At 50.8% G+C, this 24,508-nt stretch carries 21 protein-coding genes; 10 read left to right on the forward strand and 11 right to left on the reverse strand.

Annotation, left to right across the window (positions count from 1 at the left end; all coding sequences use genetic code 11):
* Positions 1-129: 129 nt before the first annotated feature.
* The 5 genes from ACFEMD_RS20285 to ACFEMD_RS20305 all read right to left on the reverse strand — a co-directional run bounded on the left by ACFEMD_RS20285 (position 130) and on the right by ACFEMD_RS20305 (position 4,942).
* Positions 130-681, reverse strand: a complete 552-nt coding sequence (locus ACFEMD_RS20285) for a hypothetical protein (RefSeq protein ID WP_394743098.1) — start codon at positions 679-681, stop codon at positions 130-132.
* Between the two features lie 546 nt (positions 682-1,227).
* A complete protein-coding gene (locus ACFEMD_RS20290) occupies positions 1,228-1,788 on the reverse strand; it encodes a TATA-box-binding protein (protein WP_394743099.1) in 561 nt (186 codons plus the stop codon).
* A 341-nt stretch (positions 1,789-2,129) separates the two neighbouring features.
* The gene (locus ACFEMD_RS20295; protein ID WP_394743100.1) at positions 2,130-3,095 is read right to left on the reverse strand and encodes a hypothetical protein; all 966 of its coding nucleotides are present in this window, start codon (positions 3,093-3,095) and stop codon (positions 2,130-2,132) included.
* 12 nt (positions 3,096-3,107) lie between these two features.
* On the reverse strand, positions 3,108-3,629 hold the full coding sequence (locus ACFEMD_RS20300; RefSeq protein ID WP_394743101.1) for a hypothetical protein: 522 nt from the start codon (positions 3,627-3,629) through the stop codon (positions 3,108-3,110).
* Positions 3,630-4,093: 464 nt separating this feature from the next.
* Entirely contained in the window at positions 4,094-4,942 is an 849-nt protein-coding gene (locus tag ACFEMD_RS20305; protein WP_394743102.1) for a geranylgeranylglycerol-phosphate geranylgeranyltransferase, read from the reverse strand.
* Positions 4,943-5,059: 117 nt separating this feature from the next.
* Between ACFEMD_RS20305 and ACFEMD_RS20310 the strand changes: the two genes are divergently transcribed.
* On the forward strand, positions 5,060-6,157 hold the full coding sequence (locus ACFEMD_RS20310; protein WP_394743103.1) for a helix-turn-helix transcriptional regulator: 1,098 nt from the start codon (positions 5,060-5,062) through the stop codon (positions 6,155-6,157).
* A gap of 34 nt (positions 6,158-6,191) precedes the next feature.
* Here ACFEMD_RS20310 and ACFEMD_RS20315 read toward each other — a convergent pair whose 3' ends face one another.
* Positions 6,192-6,488: a hypothetical protein gene (locus ACFEMD_RS20315; protein ID WP_394743104.1), complete on the reverse strand. Its 297-nt coding sequence runs from the start codon at positions 6,486-6,488 to the stop codon at positions 6,192-6,194.
* 200 nt (positions 6,489-6,688) lie between these two features.
* On the opposite strand from ACFEMD_RS20315, the gene ACFEMD_RS20320 reads away from it, so the two are divergent.
* The 4 genes from ACFEMD_RS20320 to ACFEMD_RS20335 all read left to right on the forward strand — a co-directional run bounded on the left by ACFEMD_RS20320 (position 6,689) and on the right by ACFEMD_RS20335 (position 11,658).
* The gene (locus ACFEMD_RS20320) at positions 6,689-8,653 is read left to right on the forward strand and encodes an archaea-specific SMC-related protein (protein WP_394743105.1); all 1,965 of its coding nucleotides are present in this window, start codon (positions 6,689-6,691) and stop codon (positions 8,651-8,653) included.
* Between the two features lie 168 nt (positions 8,654-8,821).
* Positions 8,822-9,184, forward strand: coding sequence for a helix-turn-helix domain-containing protein (locus ACFEMD_RS20325; protein WP_167939447.1), 363 nt, complete (start codon positions 8,822-8,824; stop codon positions 9,182-9,184).
* Positions 9,181-9,636 carry a type II toxin-antitoxin system VapC family toxin gene (locus ACFEMD_RS20330; RefSeq protein WP_394743106.1) on the forward strand — a complete coding sequence of 152 codons (456 nt, stop codon included), beginning with the start codon at positions 9,181-9,183 and terminating at the stop codon, positions 9,634-9,636. The genes ACFEMD_RS20325 and ACFEMD_RS20330 overlap by 4 nt, the downstream gene beginning before the upstream one ends.
* A gap of 732 nt (positions 9,637-10,368) precedes the next feature.
* Positions 10,369-11,658, forward strand: a complete 1,290-nt coding sequence (locus ACFEMD_RS20335; RefSeq protein ID WP_278293979.1) for an orc1/cdc6 family replication initiation protein — start codon at positions 10,369-10,371, stop codon at positions 11,656-11,658.
* A gap of 826 nt (positions 11,659-12,484) precedes the next feature.
* Here ACFEMD_RS20335 and ACFEMD_RS20340 read toward each other — a convergent pair.
* The 3 genes from ACFEMD_RS20340 to ACFEMD_RS20350 form a co-directional block, all read right to left on the reverse strand.
* Positions 12,485-12,907, reverse strand: a complete 423-nt coding sequence (locus tag ACFEMD_RS20340) for a hypothetical protein (RefSeq protein WP_394743107.1) — start codon at positions 12,905-12,907, stop codon at positions 12,485-12,487.
* A 14-nt stretch (positions 12,908-12,921) separates the two neighbouring features.
* Complete coding sequence (locus tag ACFEMD_RS20345; protein WP_394743108.1) at positions 12,922-13,833, reverse strand: ParA family protein; 912 nt, start codon at positions 13,831-13,833, stop codon at positions 12,922-12,924.
* A 1,681-nt stretch (positions 13,834-15,514) separates the two neighbouring features.
* A complete protein-coding gene (locus ACFEMD_RS20350) occupies positions 15,515-15,676 on the reverse strand; it encodes a hypothetical protein (RefSeq protein ID WP_394743109.1) in 162 nt (53 codons plus the stop codon).
* Between the two features lie 635 nt (positions 15,677-16,311).
* Here ACFEMD_RS20350 and ACFEMD_RS20355 point away from each other — a divergent pair.
* Entirely contained in the window at positions 16,312-16,986 is a 675-nt protein-coding gene (locus tag ACFEMD_RS20355; protein ID WP_394743220.1) for an IS6 family transposase, read from the forward strand.
* A 975-nt stretch (positions 16,987-17,961) separates the two neighbouring features.
* Here the strand turns inward: ACFEMD_RS20355 and ACFEMD_RS20360 are convergent.
* Both ACFEMD_RS20360 and ACFEMD_RS20365 read right to left on the reverse strand, forming a co-directional pair.
* A complete protein-coding gene (locus tag ACFEMD_RS20360; RefSeq protein WP_394743110.1) occupies positions 17,962-18,747 on the reverse strand; it encodes an SDR family NAD(P)-dependent oxidoreductase in 786 nt (261 codons plus the stop codon).
* 328 nt (positions 18,748-19,075) lie between these two features.
* Complete coding sequence (locus ACFEMD_RS20365; protein ID WP_394743111.1) at positions 19,076-19,840, reverse strand: hydroxypyruvate isomerase family protein; 765 nt, start codon at positions 19,838-19,840, stop codon at positions 19,076-19,078.
* Between the two features lie 236 nt (positions 19,841-20,076).
* Between ACFEMD_RS20365 and ACFEMD_RS20370 the strand changes: the two genes are divergently transcribed.
* From ACFEMD_RS20370 to ACFEMD_RS20385, 4 genes are all read left to right on the forward strand, one after another.
* The gene (locus ACFEMD_RS20370) at positions 20,077-20,880 is read left to right on the forward strand and encodes a sugar phosphate isomerase/epimerase family protein (RefSeq protein WP_394743112.1); all 804 of its coding nucleotides are present in this window, start codon (positions 20,077-20,079) and stop codon (positions 20,878-20,880) included.
* Between the two features lie 211 nt (positions 20,881-21,091).
* Positions 21,092-22,189, forward strand: a complete 1,098-nt coding sequence (locus ACFEMD_RS20375) for a Gfo/Idh/MocA family protein (protein ID WP_394743113.1) — start codon at positions 21,092-21,094, stop codon at positions 22,187-22,189.
* A 287-nt stretch (positions 22,190-22,476) separates the two neighbouring features.
* Positions 22,477-23,481, forward strand: a complete 1,005-nt coding sequence (locus tag ACFEMD_RS20380) for an ABC transporter permease (protein WP_394743114.1) — start codon at positions 22,477-22,479, stop codon at positions 23,479-23,481.
* 5 nt (positions 23,482-23,486) lie between these two features.
* Positions 23,487-24,419 (forward strand): ATP-binding cassette domain-containing protein, encoded by a 933-nt coding sequence (locus ACFEMD_RS20385; protein WP_394743115.1) that lies wholly within the window; start codon positions 23,487-23,489, stop codon positions 24,417-24,419.
* Positions 24,420-24,508: the final 89 nt, after the last annotated feature.

Here is a 24,508-nt window from a genome sequence, read left to right on the forward strand (position 1 = left end):
AATGGAACAGCGACGCCGATACTTAGAGGATCAGCCCTCCGCTCGGTTCCGGCGTCGTTGAGTTACATGCAGATGCGAATCCAACGCTGTTATTTTTCCAGACACAGTCTCCCTCAGGGAGAAGTAGTGTTACAAAAACCTAGTCATATGTAGAAAATCAATAACGGGATTTACCAGTATCAACGCTAGAGCCAGCCCGGTCAATCCAACACAGACATCGAAGTAAAGATACTTTCGGTCATTCTTCATTTTATTCCCCAATTTCCTCTCTTCGGGATCTTCGGCGCCCTTGTTTCCCTCGATTGCTAGAATATAATCAAATAGCAATTGCTTCCGTTGATTCTCAACTGGTAAATCCTCATACTGCAGGAAGTCGTCAATCGATTTTCCTGGCTGGTTGTAGTCTCGTGTTCGTATTGTCCACAGCCCGACTCCGACGGAGAGAAGGGCTAGTCCCATGCTTAATAGAATGAATAGTCCGCGTTCGGTGAACAAACTACCGATAGAGATGATGAGAGCATCAACGGTGATGATGGTCCCGATTTTTCCTTCAACAGCTGAGCGACGATTCTCTTCGTCTTGATATCGGAGCCGGGCCTGTTCAAGAGTAAGTTCTTTCGTAGAAGGTAACTCGGTCTCCTCCTCGGTTTCTCCGGTTTCTGCTTCTGTTTGCTCTGCCATCAGGGCACAATGGCGTTATTGCTTGAACTGTTTTCCACAGCTATCACAGGTAACCTCTTTCTGTTCCTGATTCGCTGCGATGGTGACGGTTCCTTTCTCTCGACATTCTGAACATAGAGGCATGGCTACAATGTGGTTCCGCAGTTGTTTCACGTTTCGGCGTCGTTTGATTAGTACTTTATCGACAGTGCTGGCTTGTGTTTGTCACTTGGAACACAGTAGCATGTTAGAACCGCTTTCCACAGTTGTCGCACTTCTTTTTGCCTTTATTTTTCCGGGTTGAGGTGGTTGTGCCGCTTCCGCGGCATTTTGAGCAGAGAGGCATTTGAAGGGTGTATGAATCGAATTGGCATATCAGTTTTGGTGGTGGTACCGCTGATTGTTTCTACCGATAATTCAACTTATTGACTCTATATTCACCACGCAGACTTTGACCGCTATCGGAGGATTCAATCGCTACTTCGTTAACTGCTTGCCCTATGCATAACGCGCTCTATACCAAGATTAGCTGCAGCAACAACATTTCAGTTATAGAGAGGCTCTAACTTACTCGAGCAGGCCAAGGTCTTCGAGACGATTGGCGATGACGCCAAGAGCCTCTCTTGCATCGTCAATTTCTTTCCCGCCAGTCACAACCAGTTTCCCAGAGCCAAAGAGCAGGGCAACGACTTCTGGATCGTCAAGACGATACACTAACCCAGGAAACTGCTCTGGTTCATACTCGATATTCTCGAGACCAAGTCCAATCGCGATCGCATTCAAATTAAGATTCCGGCCAAGGTCAGCACTGCTGACAATGTTTTGAACGATAATCTCTGGGTCTTCCTCAACTTCGATCTCGAGACTACGGAGCTTTTCGAACACGATCCTCAGACTCTCGTGAACGTTCTCGACGCTCTTTGCACCAGTGCACACGATCTTCCCCGAGCGGAAAATCAGGGCAGCGGATTTGGGATCAGTGGTACGATAGACGAGTCCCGGGAAGTTTTCGGGATCGTAGTCAGCTCCCTCAAGGTCCATTGCGAGACCCTCGAGAGCAAGTTCTTGTCCGATACCGGATGATGCAACCACGTTTTCGATCTCGATAGAATCCTTTGGGTCTGCCATATGTCACCAAATCCATTTAGAGGTTATAGGGATCAAGGTTTCTACTATATTGGCCTTATATCCCAATAAGCTCTCCTGAGCTCAACCCGGTTGAAAATGTCGAGGACAATTTCAGAACGTCCTCAACAGCCGGTTTGTTGACGAGGTTTAGTCACACCTGTTGTGAGAGGCAATACAAGCCCGACCACCAAATCCATGTAATTCATACTGTTACTACTTCTGGATAAGGAGGTTTCTTTTCGTGGTTGTCACTAGAAGAGACAGCGTCGTCGACCGGAGAGCCGACGACCAAGTCCGCCTGTGTCCGTGTTCCTATGTTATTATAGATTCTCTCGTCGTTTTCACACGGTTCCGGCTGGTGGCTGGGTCACAACAGGCGTGACACCGCCAGCACTCGCCACACCCTCCTCGAGAAGGTCCAGATGGCAATACCGATCCTCAAGCAAACCAGTCGCAGTCTCGAGCTCCATCGAGAGAATTTCCTTGACTGGTTGCTTCGGACTTATCCGCCGCGTTCGTTCCTCGAGGTCAGAACCACCGAGCTCCACCATCGACTCCCAGACTCGGGTGATGGTCGTCCCGTGTGGCTGCTCACCCATGATCGCAGTCAGGGCTTGCCGCACGTTGTCGCGGGTGAAGAAAACGCCGTCTCCAGAGGTCCGTTTAGTTGCGAACTCTTCCCAGCGTGTTGCCACGAGCAACGCACGGTACGTGTTCTGCTCGCTGCGCTCGTCGACAAAGTGTTTCTTCACTTTGTACTGGCGACAGTTCGCGAAGAAATCCAGCGGACTCGTCGAGGGCTCGACGTCACTAGGTAGTTGTGATGTCTCATTGGCGGTGTCGTCACTTTCGCTCTCCTCGAGCGTAGCTTCGACCTGACAAGCCTTTGCACTGGCAGAGCAAGCGATCTCCTTCGCTTCTTCAGCGTCTGCTTTCGCTTTGCTAGCGTTCTTTGCGAGGTCCGTCCGCGTCTGGTCGTTCTTGTCGATACGGTCCTCAAGGTCGGTGATCCGTTCGAACTGTGTTTCAACCTGACGCTTGAGCGCCTCGTTTTCAGTCTCGAGATCCTCAACCCTCGAGCGGAGTGCTCGAAGTTCCTTGGTCAACATCTGGATGGTCGTAGACTGTGCGTCGTCGCTGTCGGTAGTAGTGTCTTCAGTAGACATTCCAACTAAGTGAAGTGAAAAGTCGATGAGCAAACGATACGTGTCGCTGTGTCTGCTGTAATCGGTTAGCTGTGATTCAAGGATAGCTCCGGAACCAATGGAATCACCAAGCTCGTTGATCGCAGACGGGGTATCTGACATCGAGGAGCTAGTTTATTCAGCGCCGCCGTTTGGGACGAGTTGGTCCTCGAGTCTAACACTGGAGTCAGTCACCGTTGGGCGGTGAGTAGCAGGGGTCCCGAGATGAGGTGGAAGTGTTTCGACCTCAACGCCGTCTGAACTCGACGCCAACGGCTCCGCGCTCGTATCTTGATCTGTATTCTCGTCAGATCCAATAGCTGACTGGCCCTCGATGGGTTCGCTCAAGTCGATCAACTTGGGCTCAAGTACGACCAGTTCGGTTGGCTGTGTTGCGAGGTCAGTGAGGATATCGAGTCGGCACTGGGCGAGCAACTTCGTGCAACCAATCACAGGGTCCGCAATGGCCGAGGGGCCACACCCTGTGCAGTAGGTCCGATGGACCTCCCAATGACCGACACCGTCTATCTTGGAGAACAAAACAGTGATGACATCGCCCTCGTTGAGCTCACTGTCACACCACTGGCAGCGAGCAGATTCTTGGGTTCCAACGGCGAGTTCCTCGGGGAGTTTCGCAAGGCTGGTCTCGAGGAACATTATTGCTGGACCTGCGGATCTCTGTTCTGTGCTCGAGTAGCCACTGCCAAGGGCCACTCCTCGTTCATATCGCCGGTTCTGTTCTGCAGTCTACCCTTCTGATCGTCCGCTGCTCTTGGTGGATGGATATACATTCATGTCTCCGAATTGAGCGCTGACGGTCGGTACCGCCGTACCAAAGTCTATCGCGTTCGCCCGAAAGAACTGCTCAAGCAGTACCGGGTCAGCACTGATCGAGACAGTGCTGCCGCTGGTTTCGGGACAAAGCTTATTGTACCTTGGCCGAAAGGAAAGAACTGCTTAGGGATTCTCCCCTTTCGACGCTATGATGTTCTCGAGCTTTGCTTATCGCCTTCCCACTGAGTTTATCTATCGGCGAGGGTTATCATTTCACCGGAGGTTACACTGTTACCTCCTGTGAAACACCGATAAGATATCTAATTAGTGTCACTCCAGTCGAGATTTTAGGATATCATAGTCGCGCGGCCTACAATGAACGCCGCAGCAGTAAGGAATGAGCCATATTTCAGGACGGACTGCCCCGCTTTGGGGTCACTGAAGCTAAGATATCCGGCATACAGTATCGCACCATTCACTGGTATCATGAGAACGAGATAGACTATTCCCAAAATACCCAGCAGATAGGGAACCGGCGTAACAACAGCCATGAGGCAGAGAAAGCCTGTACTAAGAGTGAGCGAACGTTTCTCCCCAATAACGAGAGGAAGGGTAGTAATCTCTTCCCGCTGGTCTCCCTCCATGTCTTCGACGTCTTTGATTACTTCACGGCTGAAGGTCGCTAACGCTGCTAACAAAAACAGGACACCAGGGACAGCAATATCGCCAACTGCTGCACCTCCCAAGAGAAATGTACTCCCACCAAGATATGCCACTACTGCGTTCCCTACTCCTGGCATTCCTTTGAAAACCTCCGTATAGGCGACGAGAAGGACGATATTCAGAAGGGCAATCGCAGTGGCGAAGAGCGGTAGTAGGAGTGCCAGTGCGCCCGCTGCAACAAACAGGACGATACTCGAACCGAGAGCAGTACTTGGAGCAACTGCTCCTCGAGGGATCGGCCGGTCAGGATTGTTGATCTGGTCAGTCTCAATGTCAAAATAGTCATTGATGGTATTTCCTGCGGCCGTGGCCAGGACAGTGACAAGAGCAGCGAGGAGAACAGGTCCGACGCTGCCGATAACATTGCTTCCTATGGCCACAAACGCTCCAGTAAAGGTCAGTACTCCGGCGACAACCGCATTTACCGGTCGAGTAAGTTCTACTACTCCACGAGCACTCTTCGCTACCGACATAATCACAATTTCACATCCTCAACCAAAAGCGAGGCGAAGTCAACCGCCCTCATCGCTGCTTTCAATAGTGGGCGCTGGAAATCAAAATTTGGAATATCGCCCAAGTTATTGAATATGATGCAAAAAGGTGCAGGATTAGAAGAGGAAGTCGTTGTGAATCCAATAACTGGAAGTCAAGATGTTATTCGTAAAAACATAATCAAGTATATTGATTCGGCTCGTTTTGACATTTTGCAGATGATCAATGATGGACCAGTTACCCCATCGAAAATAGCGGATCAAGGGTTAGTGTCCCGTAAAACCGCATCGGAGTATCTCTCTGAATTCCAAGAGTGCGCCTTCGTCAATCTGAATCAAGATCAACAGCACGTCCTCACGTATGCCGGAAAGTTTGCTCTCGAATTGGTTAGGGACTGTCTCGAGAGAATCACTCGGGATCAACTCGCCTTCCTTTCTCGGTCACCTCGGCCACTCCAATTTCTTCAGTCGCTCAGAGCGGGTCTGACAGAACCCTGTGAGTTTGCGAACGCTAGCTCCAATTCACCAGGCCGTGCAACGATTTGGCGTACATTTCAGACCTTTGAAAAATGTGGATGGTGTGAATCCCAGCCTAGAGGTTATCGTCTTACAGCAAAGGGTGAGAAGGCACTCTCTGCCTACCAGAGATTACTCGAGCAAAGCAAACAGATAATCGCCAAATCACCGTTTCTGCAACGCCTCTCAACAGAGTTCACAGACTTCCCGGCACATGCTCTCACAGATGCAGAGCTTGTATTCTCTGAGCCAGCTTCTCCGGGCCTCGTAGTTGAAGCCGCTCTCAAGCTCTGCGATCCTCGTACTCGCCACTTTCGGATTCTAACCTCCGTCTTTCAACCGACTCTGTTCAAAGCGTACTACCAAATTACCAGATTAGGACTAACGGTAGAGCCGATCGTTGATAGAACTGTCTGCAAGCAGATTGTACAGAACGACAGTCTCCACTATCTGCTGGATAATTCAAAGCGCGATAACTATACTCTGAGGTGTCTCGAAGAATCACTCACGCTTGGGATAGGACTCTATGACGATCGAAAGGTAGCCATCGGTGCGTACAATGAAGTTGGGGACGGGAACCATGTCGCTATGATACTCAGTTCGAACGATGAGCTGATTGAGTGGGGCAGAAGGAAGTACGAACGCTACCGTGAGCAATCTGCCGATCCAAGAACCTATTAGAGGTCGCAAGTGGCTCAAAAATTCACAGCTTTCTCTATCGCTTTGGATCAACCGGCCGAATATACTCTGATTTGGTTTTCTCTCCCTCTCGCCACTGCCAGTAGTAGTACTGGTTCCCGTTGATTTTCTTCGTAGTCAACGTGGCTCTAGATGGTGCATCGTCGCGATCGAGATCCTTCGGCCGGTCGGCAACCTCCTGTTCCTCGAGTTCTGCTTCGAGCTGGCGCTCTTTTTCGTCCGCCATCTCGGTAGTGATCTGTGCAATCTCTCGGAGTGTCTCTGGTGACTGCTTCTCGAGGCCCTCGAGGATGTACTTCGGCGGATCGGCCATCTATTGGTTAACCAACGGCGGGGCATTTCTTAGCATTGTTGGTTAATTCGCCATACTCTCAGGGATGCCCGACGGATTTCCATCCAGAGTAGATTCAGGTCGACTCCAAAATCGCCCTCCAAATCACAGAGAAAGGCTGATATGGATCATATCGCTGGCTAACCAATAAATACCTACCTACGGATCAATTGTCTACACCTATGGGAACAAGCCAGCACGCTACGGAACAATCTCCTCCAGAGCAGGCGAGCCTCTCTGTCAGTAATATCGGTGGCATCGACGAAACAGAGGTATCGTTCGAACAGAGAGTGACCGTTCTCTCCGGGCGCAACGCAACAAATCGGACGTCCCTGCTCCAGGGGATTATGGCGGCACTCGGAAGCGATCAAGCAAGCCTCAAAGCAGACAGCAAAGAGGGCCAAGCCGTTCTCGAGTTCGGTGAGGAAACCTACCAGCAGACGCTTTATCGACGGAACGGCACGATCGTTACTGAAGGCGATCCATATCTCGACGATCCGGAGATCGCGGATCTGTTTGCGTTCCTGCTCGAGTCAAACGAAGCTCGCCAAGCTGTTGCCCGTGGCGATGACCTGCGTGATCTGATCATGCGGCCGGTCGATACCGATGCGATCAAAGCTGAAATCCAACAACTCGAGCAACGAAAGAAGCAGATCGACAATGAACTCGACGAACTCGATAACCTCGAGAATCAACTCCCGGACCTCGAGGCCAAGCGAACGCGACTGATTGACGAAATCGAAGAACTCCGCGACGAACTCGAAACTGCCGAGGAAGAACTCGAGGCCGCGAATACTGACGTCGAAACCCGACGCGAGGAGCAATCCGAACTCGATGAGAAACTCAATGAGCTTCGGGACACACGCTCAGAACTCGAACGAGTTCGCAACCGGATCGAGACCGAACGCGAGAGCATCGAGGCACTGGAAAACGAGCACGGGGACGTCGAAGCCAACCTCGAGGAGCTGCAAACAGGTGGAGAAGCGAATCTCGATCGTCTCGAAGCTGAAATCGAGACGCTCCAGACGGAGAAAAACGAACTCAACGAAGAAATTTCGCAGCTTCAGCGGACGGTTCAATTCAACGAACAGCTGCTGGAGGATCCCGGAGAGTTCCTTGGTGACGAGGCGGACAACAATGGCGGCCCCGTTACCGATCAGCTACTCTCCGATGCCGATTCGGGGAACGTCACGTGTTGGACCTGTGGTTCCTCGGTCGCCACCGACCAAATCGAAACCACAGTCGAACAGCTCCAGTCTGTATACGAGGAGCGGCTCAACGAGCGTTCGGAGATCAATGACGAACTCGAGGAGAAACGAGCGACGCTTAACGAAATCGAAGAGAATCGCTCCGAGTATCAGCGAGCCAATCGCCGTCTCGAGTCGATCGACGAGGAAATCGAGCGCCGGCGTAACCGCATCGAAGATCTCACGGACGATCGGGAGGCCTTCACAGAGGAGATTACTGAACTCGAGGCTGAGATCGATAACCTCGAGACCGACGACTCCGAAGACATTCTCGAACAACACCGGGAAGTCAACCAGCTCGAGTTCGAGATCGAACGAAAGGAAAGCGAGCGCGATGATGTCGAAGACAAAATCACGTCAATCGAAGAACGACTCGACGACCGCGAGGGGCTTCAGGATCGTCGTGAAAAGACAACCGAAGCGTTAGCCGATCTTCGAACCCGTATCGATCAAATCGAAGACAGTGCGGTCGAAGAGTTCAACGAGCACATGGAGAGCCTCTTGGAGATTCTCGAGTACAGTAATCTCGAGCGGATCTGGATCGATCAGACCACACGCGACGTTCGCGAAGGCCGACGCAAGGTAACGAAATCGTCGTTCGATCTCAAGATCGTCCGCAGTACTGAGGAGGGGGCAGCCTACGAAGATTCGATCAACCACCTCAGCGAAAGCGAGCGTGAAGTTACTGGGCTTGTCTTTGCGCTTGCAGGATATCTGGTTCACGACGTCTACGAGACGGTTCCGTTCATGCTGCTGGATTCGCTCGAGGCAATTGATTCCGAACGCATCGTAACCGTTGTGGAGTACTTCGAGTCGTACGCGCCGTATCTTACTGTTGCACTACTTGAGGAGGACGCGCAAGCACTCGAGGAAGAGCACGCGACAGTAACTGAGATTTAATTATCCCCTGTTGTTCTCTGTCTTCTATCCGAGTGTTCTCTCAGACGATGCTAGAACGCTCTCGAGCGCCAATCAGCTCTTCCGGTTCATACGTGTGAACTGGAGTTGCTGAGTCCCGGTTCACACGAGTGAATAGGGTTTAAGAGGATCGGCGACGTACCCTGAGACATGAGCAATGAACGTGACGATCGCGGGAAATTTGTGACACAGGTCACGCTTGAGGACATCCTCGGAATTCTCCGGCGGACCAGTGAGCCCATGACTGCGACAGAACTCAGTACGGAGTTGGGCATCTCGAACAGAGCAATCCTCAATAAGCTCAATACGCTCCATGAGCGTGGGGATGTCCGCCGAAAAAAGGTAGGTGGTCGGTCCGTAGTATGGTGGCTTCCAGATGAGCCTACCGAAAAGCAAGAAATCAATCCTGATGACCCATTTTGGGACGCCGAGCCCGTAGCCGCAGGCGGGCCAACAGATGTTTCGTCGAATGTGGACGAATATCTCTATGGTGAACCAGAGAGCGACGAATGAGTAGCCCTGGTGCGACAGCCCTGTTCATCGATACTGGTGCGTTTTATGCTCGATTCAAGCCTGATGACGAAAACCACGAACAAGCCGTTGAGTTGTTCGACGGAATACGGTCGGGAAAATACACGTACCGGCCACTCTACACCAGTCGCTATGTTCTCTCGGAGCTTGCTACCCTCTTGCTCCGATGGGTTGGTCACGGTGACGCCGTTCGTGCACTGAGCGCTATTCGGGAGTCAGAGAGTTTTACTGTTCTACCAGTTGATGCTGGTGCCTTCGATCGAACCTGCAAAGAATTCGCTCGCTATGATGACCAACAGATTTCGTTTGTTGATCACTCGAGCGCTGTTCTCGCTAATGAATACGACATAGAACACCTTTTTGCGTTTGACTCTGATTTCCGAACGCTTGACTTTACAATTGTTCCTGGAGACACCGACGAAATACACGAATAAACTAGCGGAGAGAAGCTCTGTTGTTGCTCTACACTATGTGTCCATCAAATAGACTACCTCGAAACAACGGCTAGGCACACCAGTTTACGAGTGTTTCTGCCCATAGTGAGAAACAAACAGACCCAATCAGAATTAGATTCGTAACGGGTCGCTGTATGGGTGTTTGAGACGATTTCAGGGAGTCGCAAAGCCACGCTCGAGTCCGGCCTCCAACTCGCGAACTGCTGTATAAAAGAAGGAACGAAACAAGCACTATTTTCACATCGATGACGGGGGGAGGGGGAGTGGGACTCTGAATTTACACTTCGATGTCGGGGTGTCAGACGCGTGGCTTGCACTTCGAGGACGGGGGGTGACAGAACGGCATTGAAAAGCAGATACTCAGTTTTGGCAATTTCCATCTTTACACATCGATAACGGGGGCCCCTCTCCGATATACTTCGGAGGTGGTTCAGTCGTAGAAATCAGAGAACTGGGTTGTACAAGCGACATACTTCCTGTACGCCTCGGATAAACATCGACGGGGGTTATCTTTTTGATGCTCCAGCGTACAGGGACCGTATGCCCAATAGTGATCAGAATGAAATAAACCAATCTACTCTTAGTGAAGATACTCACTCTGAAGCCAACGCAGATCAAATAGAAGCCGCTCGAAAGAACACTGTCGCAGATACGGTCCAAGATCAGAATGAGGTGTCTAGTGACGACAGCTCTCAACAGTCGATTCGGGATATGCTCGATGACGATGAAGAGGCATCAGTTTTCGTCAATCGAGATCTCGTCGAGCCAGACACCATCATTGACGAGGAGCGAATAGTCGGTCGTGACGATCAGCTCAAGTCCGTTGTCTCATTTCTGAAGCCGACCCTGCAGGGAAATCGCCCCCCGAATATGTTGTTATATGGTCCTGCTGGAACAGGAAAGTCACTCATCATCGGGGCTGTTACACAACAGATCATCGAACTCTGCCAATCGAAAGGCGAGCGCTTCGGTGTGATTAATATAAATTGTCAACCTATTAATACCCTTGATCAAGCAGTTTACGAACTCGTACAGACTGTTGCGAAAGACGTCAATGCGGAAATCGGGGTTCCGGAAACGGGTGTCTCAACGAAGCGCAAGTACCGGCGTCTATATAAACTCATCAACGAGCATTATGATTCGGTCATTTTTATTCTCGATGAGATTGATCTGCTGGTTGGTCGACGGGCAAACGATGAGCCTGCTTACTCAAAACTGCTCTACCAGTTGTCACGAGCGAGTAACACGAATGAGATTGAAGGACGTGTGTCGGTTGCAGCGCTGACGAACGATCCAAAGTTCATGGAGGATATCGACGGCCGTGCCGAGAGCTCATTTAATCCGCGAGACGTCTACTTTCCCGATTACGATGCCACGCAGTTGCGCGAAATTCTCGAGAATCGTCGTGATGCATTTCGACAAGATGCACTCACAAGTGATGTAATCCCGCTCGTGGCGGCATTTGCAGCACAGAGCCACGGAGACGCTCGGAAAGCAATTGATCTGTTCCGTGGTGCCGGCGATCTCGCAGATGAATGGGGTGACGGAAAAGTTACCGAGAGACACGTACGTGAGTCCCAGGAAGAAATCGATAAAGATCGTTCATTGAAGCTTGTAGAGGGGTTGACGACTCAGAAGAAGATCTCACTGTACGCGACTGCTGCAGTCGCCTGTCACTCGAATCGTTCACGAAGTTCTGTACCAAGTCCAGTCGGATTCAATGTTTATCGGTGGATCACTGATGAGCTGGATGCTGACCAAATGACACGTGAGACCTACGTAAAGTACGTGAAAGAGCTCTCTACGTATGGACTTATTTCGAGCTCACGAAAAAGTCGAGGACGAGGTGGCGGAATGTATATGGAGTTTACTTTCACAGGAGATCCTGAAGCGATGATGAAGAGAATTGTTGACGACACTCGATTAGAGCCAATAGCCAATCAAGAAGAACTCCTACAGACCGTTGTCAACTCCCAGCTGAGGGAATTTCATAACCAATGAATTTGTATCAGTCAGTCAGGCCGTTCCCGAACACACCCCCCGTGTTCGATGTGTAAGTACTCGCGTTCTTCATTCCTGACTCAGAATTATTGCTCGTCCGATCTCCTCGAGGTAGCGAAAGGGTCACCTCAAGTTCTCTGGACACCCTCCCCCCGTCATCGATGTGTAAATCTCAGGATGAGGGGAGGCTGAAAGCTGATGAAAGCATTTAGATTAGAGGGAGAGAGCATGAGAACAGGGATACCAGCACAAACAGACACTTGAGAAAGGAAGTGGCCTATTCGTTGGAGACAAGTCTCTCAACTCTTGTGGCTAGACCTATTACGGTTACTGTTATTAATATTCCTATATAAAACTTTCCAAGCTAGAGATGGCCGTAGATCAGACTGTTATTAGTGTGTTTGAGACCATCTCTCTCATGTACAGCGTGTTTTCTGCTGTTTTTCGTGGTCGTCGTATCTTGTCCCCCACCCACCTGCACTGGTTTACACATCGATGACGGGGGGAGGGGGTGGGGTAACTTTCCGGGAACGTGACTTCTCCTCCTGGTTGGTCTCAAATATAGTGGGACGTTCTCTATCGATAGGTGCTCATCTATTACTATTTCTCGAAACCCAAATTCGACGCTCTCCTGGGAAACTCACTGGTATCTCTCTCGAGCCGGACTCTCGGCCATTGGTGAGATTACGAAGACCACCAAAGGGGGTGCAAGCAGAATCCAGCTGACTTACGAAACAGGTATTATAATGTTCTGAGAGCGACTCTCGCCCTCATTGTCTTCTGGAGAGCTTAGCTCAGCGATCCACCGATTCACTGACTCATTGAATCACTGATCCCTGTCTTGCTTCGCTAATTCACGAATTTTTTCTTTGGTCTCTTCGCGATGCTCATCGAACGCGATTTCGAAAACTGCGCGGTAGAAATGTTTGTTCTTCTCGAGTATAATACCTTCCCGCTTCAACTGTTTTTTCAGCCGAGTAAATGTAACCTCGATGTCCTCGCTCTGTTCCGGCTCAACATACAATGTGGCTGAATCCCAATCCTCTCGGATATTTAGCGGCTCATCCTCTGTTGTTTCTGTCTTCTTGGCCGATGATTCGCTATTACTTGTAGGGGTCGGTTCCTTGGCTGCCGCCGTCGTTTCGCGGTCTCGTGCTTTCGCTTCCGATGTTGTTTCTGTGGTCTGGTCGTCAGTTGCCGGCTCCTGGTCTTCCGCTTCGTCCGACGGATTCTCGAATCGCTCGTCCATTCCTCGGGGCATGTTTACACCTTCACCTGCGTTTTGTCGAATGCTCGTTCCATCGTCTCTGCAATCTCCAAGAAGAGCTCACGCTCTACTTGTTGGTCGTTCGGGTCCTCCCACTCGAAAATATCGCAGCCATTGTCCCATGCGCGCTGTATTGCTACCCGCATAGGGAGTTTGAAAATGGGTGCCATTGATGCAAATGACTCATCGAATGCGTTCAGGAATTTTTTCGACTGTCCATCGTCCCGGTACATATTCGCGAGCAGCCCTACGATCGCAATCTCGATCTGTTGGCTGTTCTCAATGGACTCCAGCTGGTCCCACAGGTCGTCGAGAGCATCTCGTGATGTTGCCTGGGTTTGTGCGGCAAGGAAGACGTTCTGAGCCGCGATAAACGCTGCGTCCGTTAGAACTGAAAGATCTGGTGGACAATCGATCAAAATGAAGTCGTAATCATAACCCTCGTCAATTAGCTCTTCAAGAGCAACTTTCAACGAGAGGCGGGCACTAGCGTCATCCATCCAGTCCCGTGCCAGTCCCATGTCCTTGTGACTCGGAACGAGGTCATAGTTCAGATGTTCGTACTCATTGGTATGAATCACGATCTCTGAAAGTGCCGTGTCGTGGGTTCGGGGATTGTCCACGAGAACATCGAGGAGATTTCCGTCGTCGGTGACGAGCTTGTTCGGAAGGTCATTCTTTGGGTTGGATGCGTCGTTATCATCTCCTGGACCGAGCCCAAGCCCTTTTGTCATGTCGGCTTGTGGATCCATGTCGATCGCAAGGACGTCGTGGCCTCGCGAGGCCAGTGCCGCCGCACTGTTTATTGTCGCTGTTGTCTTTCCAGTCCCACCTTTCTGATTTCCAAAGGCAACCGTGGGAATGCTGGTTGACGGTGTGACACCCCATCCACGCGGTGAGTCGGACATGTTCCAATCATTGAATCAAAGACTCATAAATTTACGTCAGACGTTCCATACTGAGTTCTAACTCTGATTTGCTGCCTTCACACTCTCTTCCCCAAATAACCAGGAGAATTGACCAGCTGGCTTAGAATCAAAGAATCCTTGAATTATTGAACTCACTCGCTTTGTGGGCTCTTTTATAGATAACGAACTGACCTCTCTATCTGTATTTTCATGGTTCATTGACTCACTGATTCAAACAATCTGTGATTTGTGAATCCATGAATCATTGAATTACTGACCGAGGACTCTGCTTCTCACCTCTTTCGAGATTTGGTTCAGGGATTCATTGACTCATTGATTCCTTGCTTCATTAGTCCACTATTTGAAAATCAATGATTCCATGAATTACTGATTAAATGATGCCGTGTCCCACTATACACAGAGGTTCTGCCCATCCACTCCTCATCTCTGTGATTCACTGAGTCCATGATTCATGGACTACGAAATTTGCTGTTCATATTCCCTCACCCTCTAAAACGCCCCACCTCATTGATCTTTGGTAACCACTGACTCATTGATTCTTTGATCCACTGGCTGCATGAATAAGAGAACCTAAGAAGAACATCGCTCGGCAGGCGCCAGCTTATTCCACTCAACCTTCGTATCTACTGCTAACCAAACAGTTCTGAAAACCAAATCTGGATTTGGCTTCATGGATACCAACAAACCCAGACAGAATATTAATACAATACTGCCAGTGCTTGAGCACTATGGCCTCGTTTGTAAGATCGGACCAGCCGAACGGTCCGACCTGTACGAGACCATACGGACGGGTCGATCGTCACTTGAGCATCGAAGCGAGTACGACTAGGCTGACGACTTTGAGTCGATCATCTCATAAAGACAAGAACGACAGACTTCTTACCGAGAGGACGTGCTTATTGCTGAGCTGTTGGTGGAGCATAGTTGAGATCCTAGGCCGCCTTACTAGATCGATCAGTGTAAGTCTAGGTGTTTGTCGAGAGCTCGTGTCAATGTATGAAATTAAAAACGCGTTCGACAGTGTAACTTATTCGTATTCTTTCTCACCACTCTGTCCGGCAGTTAGAACACGTCAGCCGCTCGTTCCGGTCGAACCACATCTATGAGAATACGCATTTGAATTCGTATAGCCACATGCGATTTACGACGGTTCTACACACATGTCCTGCCTATTCTGTGTATTTTGGTTGTCGAATCTGCGACAACCAAATATGCGATAGTTTTTAGTGAGTGTCATGAGTAACGAACCGTACGAAAATGGTACTCTTAGAATCACCACAAGCCGGAGAAAACGGGTTATTCGAGGCGATCGCGCGTGAGTAGTGAGCAGATCCAGTGGTCGCACAAATCTCTCGAGGAACTCCGTGAATTCTGGAACACCGAAATCGAGTTCGACTGTAACATGCTGGTCATAATTTGATGACAAACCCACTATCAGGATTTGCTCGATTTTGGCTACGGTGGACTCACTTACATGCCTCGAGGGCACCATGAAATGACTCTCTCCGAATTTCTCGAGTTAGTGGAGAACGTCGAGGAGCCTAAAGAGGGGTATCCGTGGGATACCGATGACGAAACTGTTATTGATGAGTTGGAGTCGTTTATCCGAGTGCTTGAGTGCCAACAAGGTCTCGCGGACACTACAGTCGCGACGAAACGCTCACGATTCGCGACCTACGCGCAACTCTATGACGAACTCCTCGACCAGGCCAACCTCGTGGACCGCGTCGTCGACGATTCCGAACGGACTGCCGAGATTCATTGCGTCCTTGCAGCGTTCGACAATCTCGATGCCGATCTTGGGACTGACGCCTCGAAGCACGCTATCGGGGCGATGTCGACCAGTTCTACAGCCATCTCGAGCGTCGGGCAATTGCCACGTTCAATCCAACCCCGAGAATCAGCAAGGAGTACAACTAGATTTGCGAGGAGAGAGATGCCCAGCCGCCCTCGAGCGCGGACGTCCAGCGGTTGTACAGAGCTGCCGAGGTCCTAAGGTGGAACTGATCGTGCTCGTGTTGTGTGCCTGGTTTTTAACGAACGAGGTTGTGTCCTTGTACGTGTCCAGGTGGTATTCGAAGGCGAGATCCACATATCCACTTTAAAGAACGAAAGAACGGTCCGAGAACGGTCGCACTAGTCTATGGTACCCGATTTTGGTAGTTCCTCTGGCCAACCTAGCTATCGAAATCAACGTATTGAGAATGCTTTGTTTGAGAGTCGCAACTCTCCATTTAGTTCAGAACAAGGCCGCTATGCGATTGAATCTCCTGTGCAGAGTTACTATCCCGAACACTACACCTGGTGACTGACTTTAGTGGATATCTGGTTATGAATATAGTAGTCATTAAAGTATGGTGTGAATCTGGTTGCACAGCGGCTACGTGATCAGCGTACAGGCACTGTCTAGTTGAGCCAGTTTGAGGAACGAGCAGGTCGTTGAGTTCGTTGGATCAAATGCTCGTAGACCTGCTCGGCGAGAGCCACGACGCGGATTTAGAAGAATCTTGGGAGAACGAACGGACGGCGACACCCGTCAGGGCGTTCGCCATCCGGCTTCACAAAACTGGTCGTTCGCTTCGAGAGACAACTACGATTCTTGCTGAATTGGGCGTTGAACGCTCTCACGGGGCGGTCTGGAACTGGGTATCTCGGCTGGCTGACAGCGGGTGCGACCCGCCTGAGGCGCAGCCGAAGCGGGTCGCGGTTGACGAGACCGCTGTCAAGATCAATGGAGAGTGGTCTTGGTTGTACACTGCAATAGACACCGAAACGAAGCTGATTCTCAATGTCGCGTTGTTTGGTCGGCATGGCACCGATCCGCCAGCTGCGTTTCTACATCGACTCGACGAGAAATACGATCTCTCCGACGCAGAGTTTCTTGTCGATGGTGCTGGCTATCTAACTGCTTTCTCCCGATTAAGATTGGGCGGCTATCTCAATTACGTTGATCGAAACCACATCGAAAAGTGGTTTCACACCCTCAAAATCCGAGTCGATCGTTTCCATACCTCGTGGGTGGGCAGTCGGGCGAGCGCCAGGGAATGGCTTGAACAGTTTGTCCACTACTATAACACACAGCGACCGCACCAGTCACTCAATAACCAACCGCTACCGGAGGTGCTAAACTAGGCCGCGCCAATTATCATCATAGCTAACCCTCCCAACCGTTATTGTTCATTGATATTTAACTGAACGAGAGTTTGGAAGACGCAAACTATGTTGTGTAGAATATAAAACAAACACATCACGAATAAAGGCAGAATGAACCATATAACTGTGCCATCAGGAGTGGCACATACTATTTACGATTGTACTATTGTATAGCAGAGCACCTATTCTGATCATACATCGTTTATTAATGAACCATCAGTGAAACAAGCATACTGTATGTATTACGGAAGTACTATTGTAATAGGCCTCTGTGCCGCTATCACAAAATATAGCGTACCGTCCGAGTAGGGGAGTGTCGGAACTATATTTGGGGAATTTGAGTAGAATCATCGGAATTTAGGTGCTTCCGTATTGACAGCGAAATCACCAACGCCGTTTGAAGCACTCAAATATAGCTGTATGAGGAACTATACTTGGTCCAAATATACATTTGTTCACTATACTTTACGAGTCGAATCGTGATCCAGCTCCTGGTGGTATAGTACTTGTCAAAGATCTCATCGATGATAACAATCAAGAGTAAACCACAAAGACAGAGAGACAACTCGCTTCCAGCCAAGTCATTATTCGTGATCCATACAGAGCCAGGCTGGAAAGTCCAATGCGGTCTGACACGCTGGTCTATAGCTAATTCCACCAGTGACTGAACCGTTTGTGACATACAAACAAGGGTGGGAAAAGAATGGAAAGGGCCTAGTACGATTTTGGTTGGTTCCCAGTAAGGCGTTTGAATGTATACAGGACAAGGACTTCAATCGGTGAGTTTGGACAGCCAATAATGAAACAAGCGGCTCCGTTGAAATCCTTCAGGGATGACATTGAGAAGAGTTACTCTTTCCACCGGGTTTCGCGGATCCGACTGAAAACTAGCTCCTTAGCGAATCGCAAGACGTGAAGAGGGTTTCAACAGAGCCAAACAAGCCTATACCAAGATCAATATGTCTGCCATCCTCCATCGATATAAACTGTTTCGCCAGTAATGTATTCCGCATTGTCGGATGCAAGAAACAACACAGTCCCATCGAGATCTTCTGGATATCCCGGTCGGTTTAGAGGGATACTCTTGGTAAGATCTCCGGCCTCTACTGACTCCTCTTTCTTTTCGGCCCCTGATCCAAACTCGGTTGCGATGTGACCTGGTGCAATGGCATTGACCCTGATACCGTGATCGGCAAATTCCAAGGCGGCGTTTTTAGTGAGCATTTGGATTGCTGCCTTTGTTGAATCATACGGTGCTTGGTCAGTCTGTGCATGCGTCGAACTGATCGATGCTGTATTAATGATCGATCCACCGGATCCGTGCTTGATCATCTCTTGTGCGGCAACCTGGCATCCGAAGAAGACTCCTGCTGTGTTGATTTCATGAATTTTCCGGAATTCGCTAGAATCGACATCTAAAAATGGCGCACGAGTAAACCACCCTGCGTTATTTACCATTATATCGACGCTATCGTACTCCCGTGCCTGGCCAATAACGTTCCGGAGCTCATCTGGCTCTGAAACGTCGGTTTCAACGAATTCAGCTGTACCGCCTTCGTTTTTGATTTTTTGGTGAGTCGGCTGTGTCTCGTCCTTATCCTTCGGATCGGACCGGATATCTGCGTTAATAACTGTTGCCCCCGCACGCCCGAAACGGAGTGCAATGGCACGTCCAATACCAGAGCTACCGCCTGTGACTATAACCGTCTCGTTCTGAAAATCAAAGCTAACGGTTCCCATTTCGATCGGATATATGATATTGCGCTATTTAAAGTCACTGCACACAGCGATAAACACACTAACTATTGCAGTATCTCACTGATTCGTGAAGCTGAGACAATCTTCTAACTATTTTCGCATCTATCATGGTTGGTTTACTGGATTTCTGGCTTTTCCCCTGCAAGCACTTGACGAGCATCGTAAGCCGCCACTCACCGTCGTTCTGCGTTTGCTCCATGAGAGAACCACGCAACGTGTGGTGTAAGGATTATGTTCTTAAGCTCTTGGAATGGGTTGTTGAACAGAGGATATGTGTACCTTTGTCCTGGCGACTCAGTGGATGGTGATGCTATCGCGACTCTGAAAGTGCAGCGATTGAAGTCAACGCTTGCTCCGCATTGTCTGCTGGGCTGAACTCGAATCCAACGGATCCATTAAATCCGGCATCGTCGAGCACGGTGAAAACATTCCGATAATTGAGTTCTCCTGTTCCTGGCTCATGACGTCCTGGAACATCGGCAGCGTGGATGTGAGCTATCTGATTCAGATTAGACGTAATGTTATTGATGATGTTTCCCTCCGTAATCTGCTGGTGATAGATATCGAAAAGTAACTTGACTGCAGGACTATTGACGTCGCGCACGATGTCACAACCCGTGCTCGATTCACTCAAGAAGTAGCCTTCATGATCGACTAAGGTGTTAAGCGGCTCAATCACCAACGTGACATCAGCGGATTCGGCGGCTGGGGCGACTTCTCGAAGACCTTTAATGATGCTCTCATACATTTCCCCGCGCGTATAGGGCCCATTTGGCCCGACACTGACAATCAGATTCGAACAGTTGAGTCGGCTTGCTGTTTCAATCGACCGTTCAATATCCTCAACGGCCTCCGCCCGTGTTTCTGGATTGGTCAATGCTCGGGTCATTTCTTCGGGGTTCGCTTCAGCTTCGGACCTCGATCCCATCGCGGCAAGAGAAACCCCTTGCTCATCTAATCGCGTTTTGATCGCATTGAGGTCCTTGTTGTGCCACGACCAAAACTCGACGGTGTCGAAGCCATGGTCTGCAACACGGTCAATGCGGTCAACGAACGGTTCGTCCTCATAAATCATCTCTAGGCAGATCGATGTGTGTACCATTATCTCGTATTGTATCCTTTGGTCGGTTATTTTTGAATCGGTCGATATGTGAATTCCATTCGTGACATTGTGATACAGTACCCTAACCGTTCCGGATCGCTCATGAGAGCCCTTTCACGCCACCATTTTTATTTTCAGCTGTCGATGGCTACGTAACCGGCAAACTGAACACCCAAATCTATTTATCACCACTCTCTCATTGACAATCCATGGGTATTGGCTACACAACAATGATGTACGATGAGGAATCGATCCGTACGGGTATTAGTGATATCAGTGCCTGCCAGTACGATGGAGTCGAAATTGGCGCCGAGAAGGTAGAACATGTCGGCCCAGAAACGATCCGCACTTGGCTTGAAGAGTATGATCTCCAGATGTACTGCATGATGACCGAGTGGCCAGTCGATGAGGCTGCTGTCGAACGAATCTGCGATAGTGCGACCCTCGCGGGTGAGGTCGGTGCGTCGTACTATGGCTTCCTGCCACCGGAGCGGCACCGCGAGGACGATGGAACCCTCTCTCAGTGGCTTGAAGAGATCGGCGCGGCCGCCGCTAAGGCTGGTGTCACTCCTCTCCTCCATCACCACGGCGCGACAATGATCGAACAACCGGACGAGATTGAGTACTGGCTGGAGCACAGCCCAGAGAACTTCGAACTGCTGTTCGATACGGCCCACTACTACCCATACGGCTCTGTCGTTAAGGGCATCAAGCGGTTCGCAGACGATATCGCCTATATCCACTTCAAAGACGTTGATCCGCCGGCGGAGTTTGACGACCACGCGACTGCGCTCTCCTCGGAATCGTACCATCTCGATAACGTCATCAATTATTTCCGTGCGTTTACGGACCTTGGAGAAGGGGTCCTTGACTTTGAGGACATCTACCGGACGCTACGAGACATCGGCTACGACGGACACATCACTGTTGAGATCGAGAATCAAACAGAGCCACCACTCATTCATGCTAAGAAGAATGTTGACGTCCTGATGGCGCTTACCGACCGACGGTGAGTCGGGACCGGTATGTGGATTGTAGATCGCCGCAACTGAGTAGCTCGCAACGTTCGTTCGATCAATATTTCCCTCCCAAATTTTTATAGCCGGACCGAGGGATACTCGAAGTGTCGATGGCTACTACACAATCAATGACTATCGAAACGGGTTCCAGACGGAGCGAACAGCGCAACATCGATTGGGCACCCCGGCAGCGAGGATCGAATTGATGACGCTCGATGTCGGATTCATCGGATACGGATTCATGGGAACTGCCCATGCGAACGCGTTGGCCCGTCTCCCGATGTTCTTCCCTGAAACACCACAAGTCAATCGGTCGATTATTGTCGGCCGGGAAAAAAAGGCGCTGACGGACGCCGCTGATCGACTCGGATTCGACCGGACGACGACCGATTGGGAAGATGCCGTCGAGTCGGTGGACGTATTGTACAATCTCGCACCGACTCACCTTCACCCGGAGCCGACCATCGAAGCGCTGGCCGCCGGAGTTCATGTGCTCTGTGAGAAGCCGCTCGCGCGCTCGCTTGAGGGGGCTGAGCGGATGGTGGAGGCCGCTCGATTGTCGGATGCCGTTGCTGGATGTGCCTACAACTACCGGTATGTGCCGGCGCTTCAGCTGGCAAAACAACTCGTCGATAAGGGTGCGCTCGGGGAACTCAGATATTTCCGCGGTCAGTTCCTTCAGGACTGGCAAGCTGATGAAGACGGACCCTGGCTCTGGCGCAACAACGATGATGTCGCGGGTGCCGGTGCGGTCGGCGATCAGGGATCGCACACGATCGATCTGGCACAGTGGCTGGTCGGCGACATTGCTGACGTTAGTGGCCGTCTAGCAACCGAGATCGAGGAGCGCTCCGTTCCCGAAAGCGATGAACGACGAGCAGTAACGAACGACGATATCTACACCGTTCACTTCTCTTTCCAGTCTGGGACGCAGGGAATGCTCGAAGGGTCGCGAATAGCTGTCGGACACAAGAATACCAACGCTGTTGAACTCATCGGCTCCAATGGCGCGATCCAATTCGATTGCGAGCGACTGAACGAACTGCAGGTCCAGTTTGAGGACGACTATGGCTTCCAGACGATCAACGTTACGCGGGATGAGGATCCATATATGGATGCGTGGTGGCCGGCGGGACACAGTATTGGGTGGGAACATACTGTCATCCACGAGAATCATGAATTCCTTCGGGCTGTCGACGGAGCAACATCGTTCGAGCCGAGCTTCAAGACGGCTTTCCAAACGCAACGAGTTGTCGACGCGATTCGACGTAGCGACAAGACCGGGAAACGGGTTTCGCTCTGAGATAGGCCAATCCAGTACCAGCTAGCGCACGCTTGCGGAGTACTATGCCGACGGCGGAACTCCACCGGACTCCAACGATTTCGAGTAATTTCGATTACTGAGAGCAACAAATTTGTCCGGTACACGCAACTTGGAAGCCGACTCCTTGACTTGAGGCCGGACGAACCGAAAGGCTACTACACCCCGCAGAACGGCCGTATGTTTCAGATAACGGCAATTCATTACGCCGCATGCGATCGTGGCACTTGTGGACAACATTTATGTGATTGACCCTCGCATACCTTTTCATGAGCTTGGGAACAAGACCGGAGACTATCGATAGAATAACCAATCCTTTCATTCAGAGCCTGATACGATTCCCTGAACTAGCAGCGGTATTCACTTGGCTAGCCGTTGTTGCCCTGTTCGTGGCCCTAAATCCGGGGACGATGACACAGCCTGGAATTTGGGGGACCGTGTTTCGCCAGACGGCCCTGATCGGTCCGGTGGCGATCTTGGTCGCACTGTTGATGATCGGTGGCGACTTCGACATGACCGTCGGCGCTAACTACGCGTTCTCGGCCATGTTCTTCATCGAGGTCATTAATTTCGGGATCGACCCGATTGTGGGGATGCTCCTTACCATCCTATTAGGGAGCTTTATCGGCTTCTCGAACGGTGTGCTCGTCACATTTACCGGCATTCACTCGTTTATCATCACGCTTGGGGGTTGGTTCACTATTCGAGGACTACTCCTCCTCCTGTTCGATTCGGGAGGGCTCAGGCTGGAGAGTGATCCCGGAGTCCTACAGATATTCAGCTACAATCTCGGCTACAACTTTGAGCTGATGATCGTTTGGTTGTTCCTCGTGCTGATCGGTGCGTGGTACCTGGTCCACCGGACGTCGTTCGGCAATCACTTGTACGCCGTCGGTAGCGATCGCGACACCGCACGAGCGCGAGGGATCAAGGTCACTCGAACACGTATCATCGCGTTCACGCTCACAGGTGCCGCAGCGGCGTTCGCAGCGCTTATGCACGTTGCGCGGTTCGGATCGGCTCGTCCCGTCCTACAAACGGAGCTGCCACTGATCGCCATTGCGGCGGCTGTCCTCGGTGGCTGTGCGCTGTTCGGTGGCCGCGGAAGCCCGCTTGCGGGTTTCCTTGGTGCGCTCACATTTGGGACATTTATGGCGGGTCTGACCGTCGCGGGCGCAACGACCGCTTGGTTTGAGTTCTTCGTCGGCATCGTGCTCGTCGGAGCAGTGGTTTTCAACCAGTATATCAACACGATCCGAGAGGAGAATAGATAATCAAAATGAGCGACAATACAACGGGCGACGAAATAGACTCGGCGGACGAATCGACGATGATCGAAGACCCATCGGCAACCGAAGACCCGACCATGGCAGAATCAGAAGACACGACGACCGAAGAACCGACAACGACTGACAAAGCAAAGGCAACAGCAGCCCCCGAAGTAGCGTCAACAGCGGCTGATGGGCCACCGCTACTTGGGTTGTCCGGTATCAAGAAGCGGTTTGGCTCCATTGAGGCGCTCAAGGGCGTCTCCATGGAGATAAATAAAGGAGAGATCATGGCGCTCGTTGGCGACAACGGAGCCGGGAAGAGTACGCTGATCAAGACCATCGTCGGTTACCATCAGCCGGACGGCGGTGAAATATATTGGAATGGGGAACAGGTCACTTTTAAGAATCCCGACGAAGCCCTGGAGAAGGGCATTCGAGTCGTCTATCAGGATATGGATCTGATCCCATCATTGACCGTTGCCCGAAACTTGTACCTCGGACAGGAGCCAACGAACCGATTTGGACATATTGACTTCGAAGAAATCAATAGCGAAACGGAAAAAGTGCTGAACGAGATTGGACTGAAGTCGCTTAATGATCCCCAGCTTCCTGCGGAGAATCTCTCGGGTGGTGAGTCCCAGAGTATTAAGATCGGCCGCGCGCTTCACTTCGACGCTGATCTCCTCATCCTCGACGAGCCACTTCGTAACCTTTCCGTGAAGGAGTCAGAGAAGGTCCTCAAGACGGTCAAACGAACCAAAGAGGAGGATATTGCTATTATCTACATCACGCACAATATCTTCAACGCCTACGAGGTCGCCGACCGGTTCCACTTCCTCGATTCGGGGGAGACTGCCGGCCGATACGACAAAGACGAAATCGACGGCCCGAGCGATCTGACGAACAAACTGAAGACGCTCGCGAACGAGGGAGTGTTGTAAACCGAGCTCGTTTGCGGTAGGTCGGACTCACCACACTCCCTTTCGCCTGTCGCCTCAGCGAATCGGAAGACTAAGTCTCCTGGAAAAAT

The organism is Natronococcus roseus (assembly GCF_043677095.1).
Taxonomy (GTDB): domain Archaea; phylum Halobacteriota; class Halobacteria; order Halobacteriales; family Natrialbaceae; genus Natronococcus; species Natronococcus roseus.

Bases quoted from the DNA above. Each gene is read 5' to 3' on its own strand.
- ACFEMD_RS20370 (WP_394743112.1), top strand. From the start codon at position 20,077: ATGGGTATTGGCTACACAACAATGATGTACGATGAGGAATCGATCCGT.
- ACFEMD_RS20375 (WP_394743113.1), top strand. From the start codon at position 21,092: ATGACGCTCGATGTCGGATTCATCGGATACGGATTCATGGGAACTGCC.
- ACFEMD_RS20335 (WP_278293979.1), top strand. From the start codon at position 10,369: ATGCTCGATGACGATGAAGAGGCATCAGTTTTCGTCAATCGAGATCTC.
- ACFEMD_RS20380 (WP_394743114.1), top strand. From the start codon at position 22,477: ATGAGCTTGGGAACAAGACCGGAGACTATCGATAGAATAACCAATCCT.
- ACFEMD_RS20300 (WP_394743101.1), bottom strand. From the start codon at position 3,629: ATGTTCCTCGAGACCAGCCTTGCGAAACTCCCCGAGGAACTCGCCGTT.
- ACFEMD_RS20310 (WP_394743103.1), top strand. From the start codon at position 5,060: ATGCAAAAAGGTGCAGGATTAGAAGAGGAAGTCGTTGTGAATCCAATA.
- ACFEMD_RS20340 (WP_394743107.1), bottom strand. From the start codon at position 12,907: ATGGACGAGCGATTCGAGAATCCGTCGGACGAAGCGGAAGACCAGGAG.
- ACFEMD_RS20285 (WP_394743098.1), bottom strand. From the start codon at position 681: ATGGCAGAGCAAACAGAAGCAGAAACCGGAGAAACCGAGGAGGAGACC.
- ACFEMD_RS20355 (WP_394743220.1), top strand. From the start codon at position 16,312: ATGCTCGTAGACCTGCTCGGCGAGAGCCACGACGCGGATTTAGAAGAA.
- ACFEMD_RS20320 (WP_394743105.1), top strand. From the start codon at position 6,689: ATGGGAACAAGCCAGCACGCTACGGAACAATCTCCTCCAGAGCAGGCG.
- ACFEMD_RS20305 (WP_394743102.1), bottom strand. From the start codon at position 4,942: ATGTCGGTAGCGAAGAGTGCTCGTGGAGTAGTAGAACTTACTCGACCG.
- ACFEMD_RS20325 (WP_167939447.1), top strand. From the start codon at position 8,822: ATGAGCAATGAACGTGACGATCGCGGGAAATTTGTGACACAGGTCACG.
- ACFEMD_RS20290 (WP_394743099.1), bottom strand. From the start codon at position 1,788: ATGGCAGACCCAAAGGATTCTATCGAGATCGAAAACGTGGTTGCATCA.
- ACFEMD_RS20330 (WP_394743106.1), top strand. From the start codon at position 9,181: ATGAGTAGCCCTGGTGCGACAGCCCTGTTCATCGATACTGGTGCGTTT.
- ACFEMD_RS20345 (WP_394743108.1), bottom strand. From the start codon at position 13,833: ATGTCCGACTCACCGCGTGGATGGGGTGTCACACCGTCAACCAGCATT.
- ACFEMD_RS20365 (WP_394743111.1), bottom strand. From the start codon at position 19,840: ATGATTTATGAGGACGAACCGTTCGTTGACCGCATTGACCGTGTTGCA.
- ACFEMD_RS20315 (WP_394743104.1), bottom strand. From the start codon at position 6,488: ATGGCCGATCCGCCGAAGTACATCCTCGAGGGCCTCGAGAAGCAGTCA.
- ACFEMD_RS20295 (WP_394743100.1), bottom strand. From the start codon at position 3,095: ATGTCAGATACCCCGTCTGCGATCAACGAGCTTGGTGATTCCATTGGT.
- ACFEMD_RS20385 (WP_394743115.1), top strand. From the start codon at position 23,487: ATGAGCGACAATACAACGGGCGACGAAATAGACTCGGCGGACGAATCG.
- ACFEMD_RS20360 (WP_394743110.1), bottom strand. From the start codon at position 18,747: ATGGGAACCGTTAGCTTTGATTTTCAGAACGAGACGGTTATAGTCACA.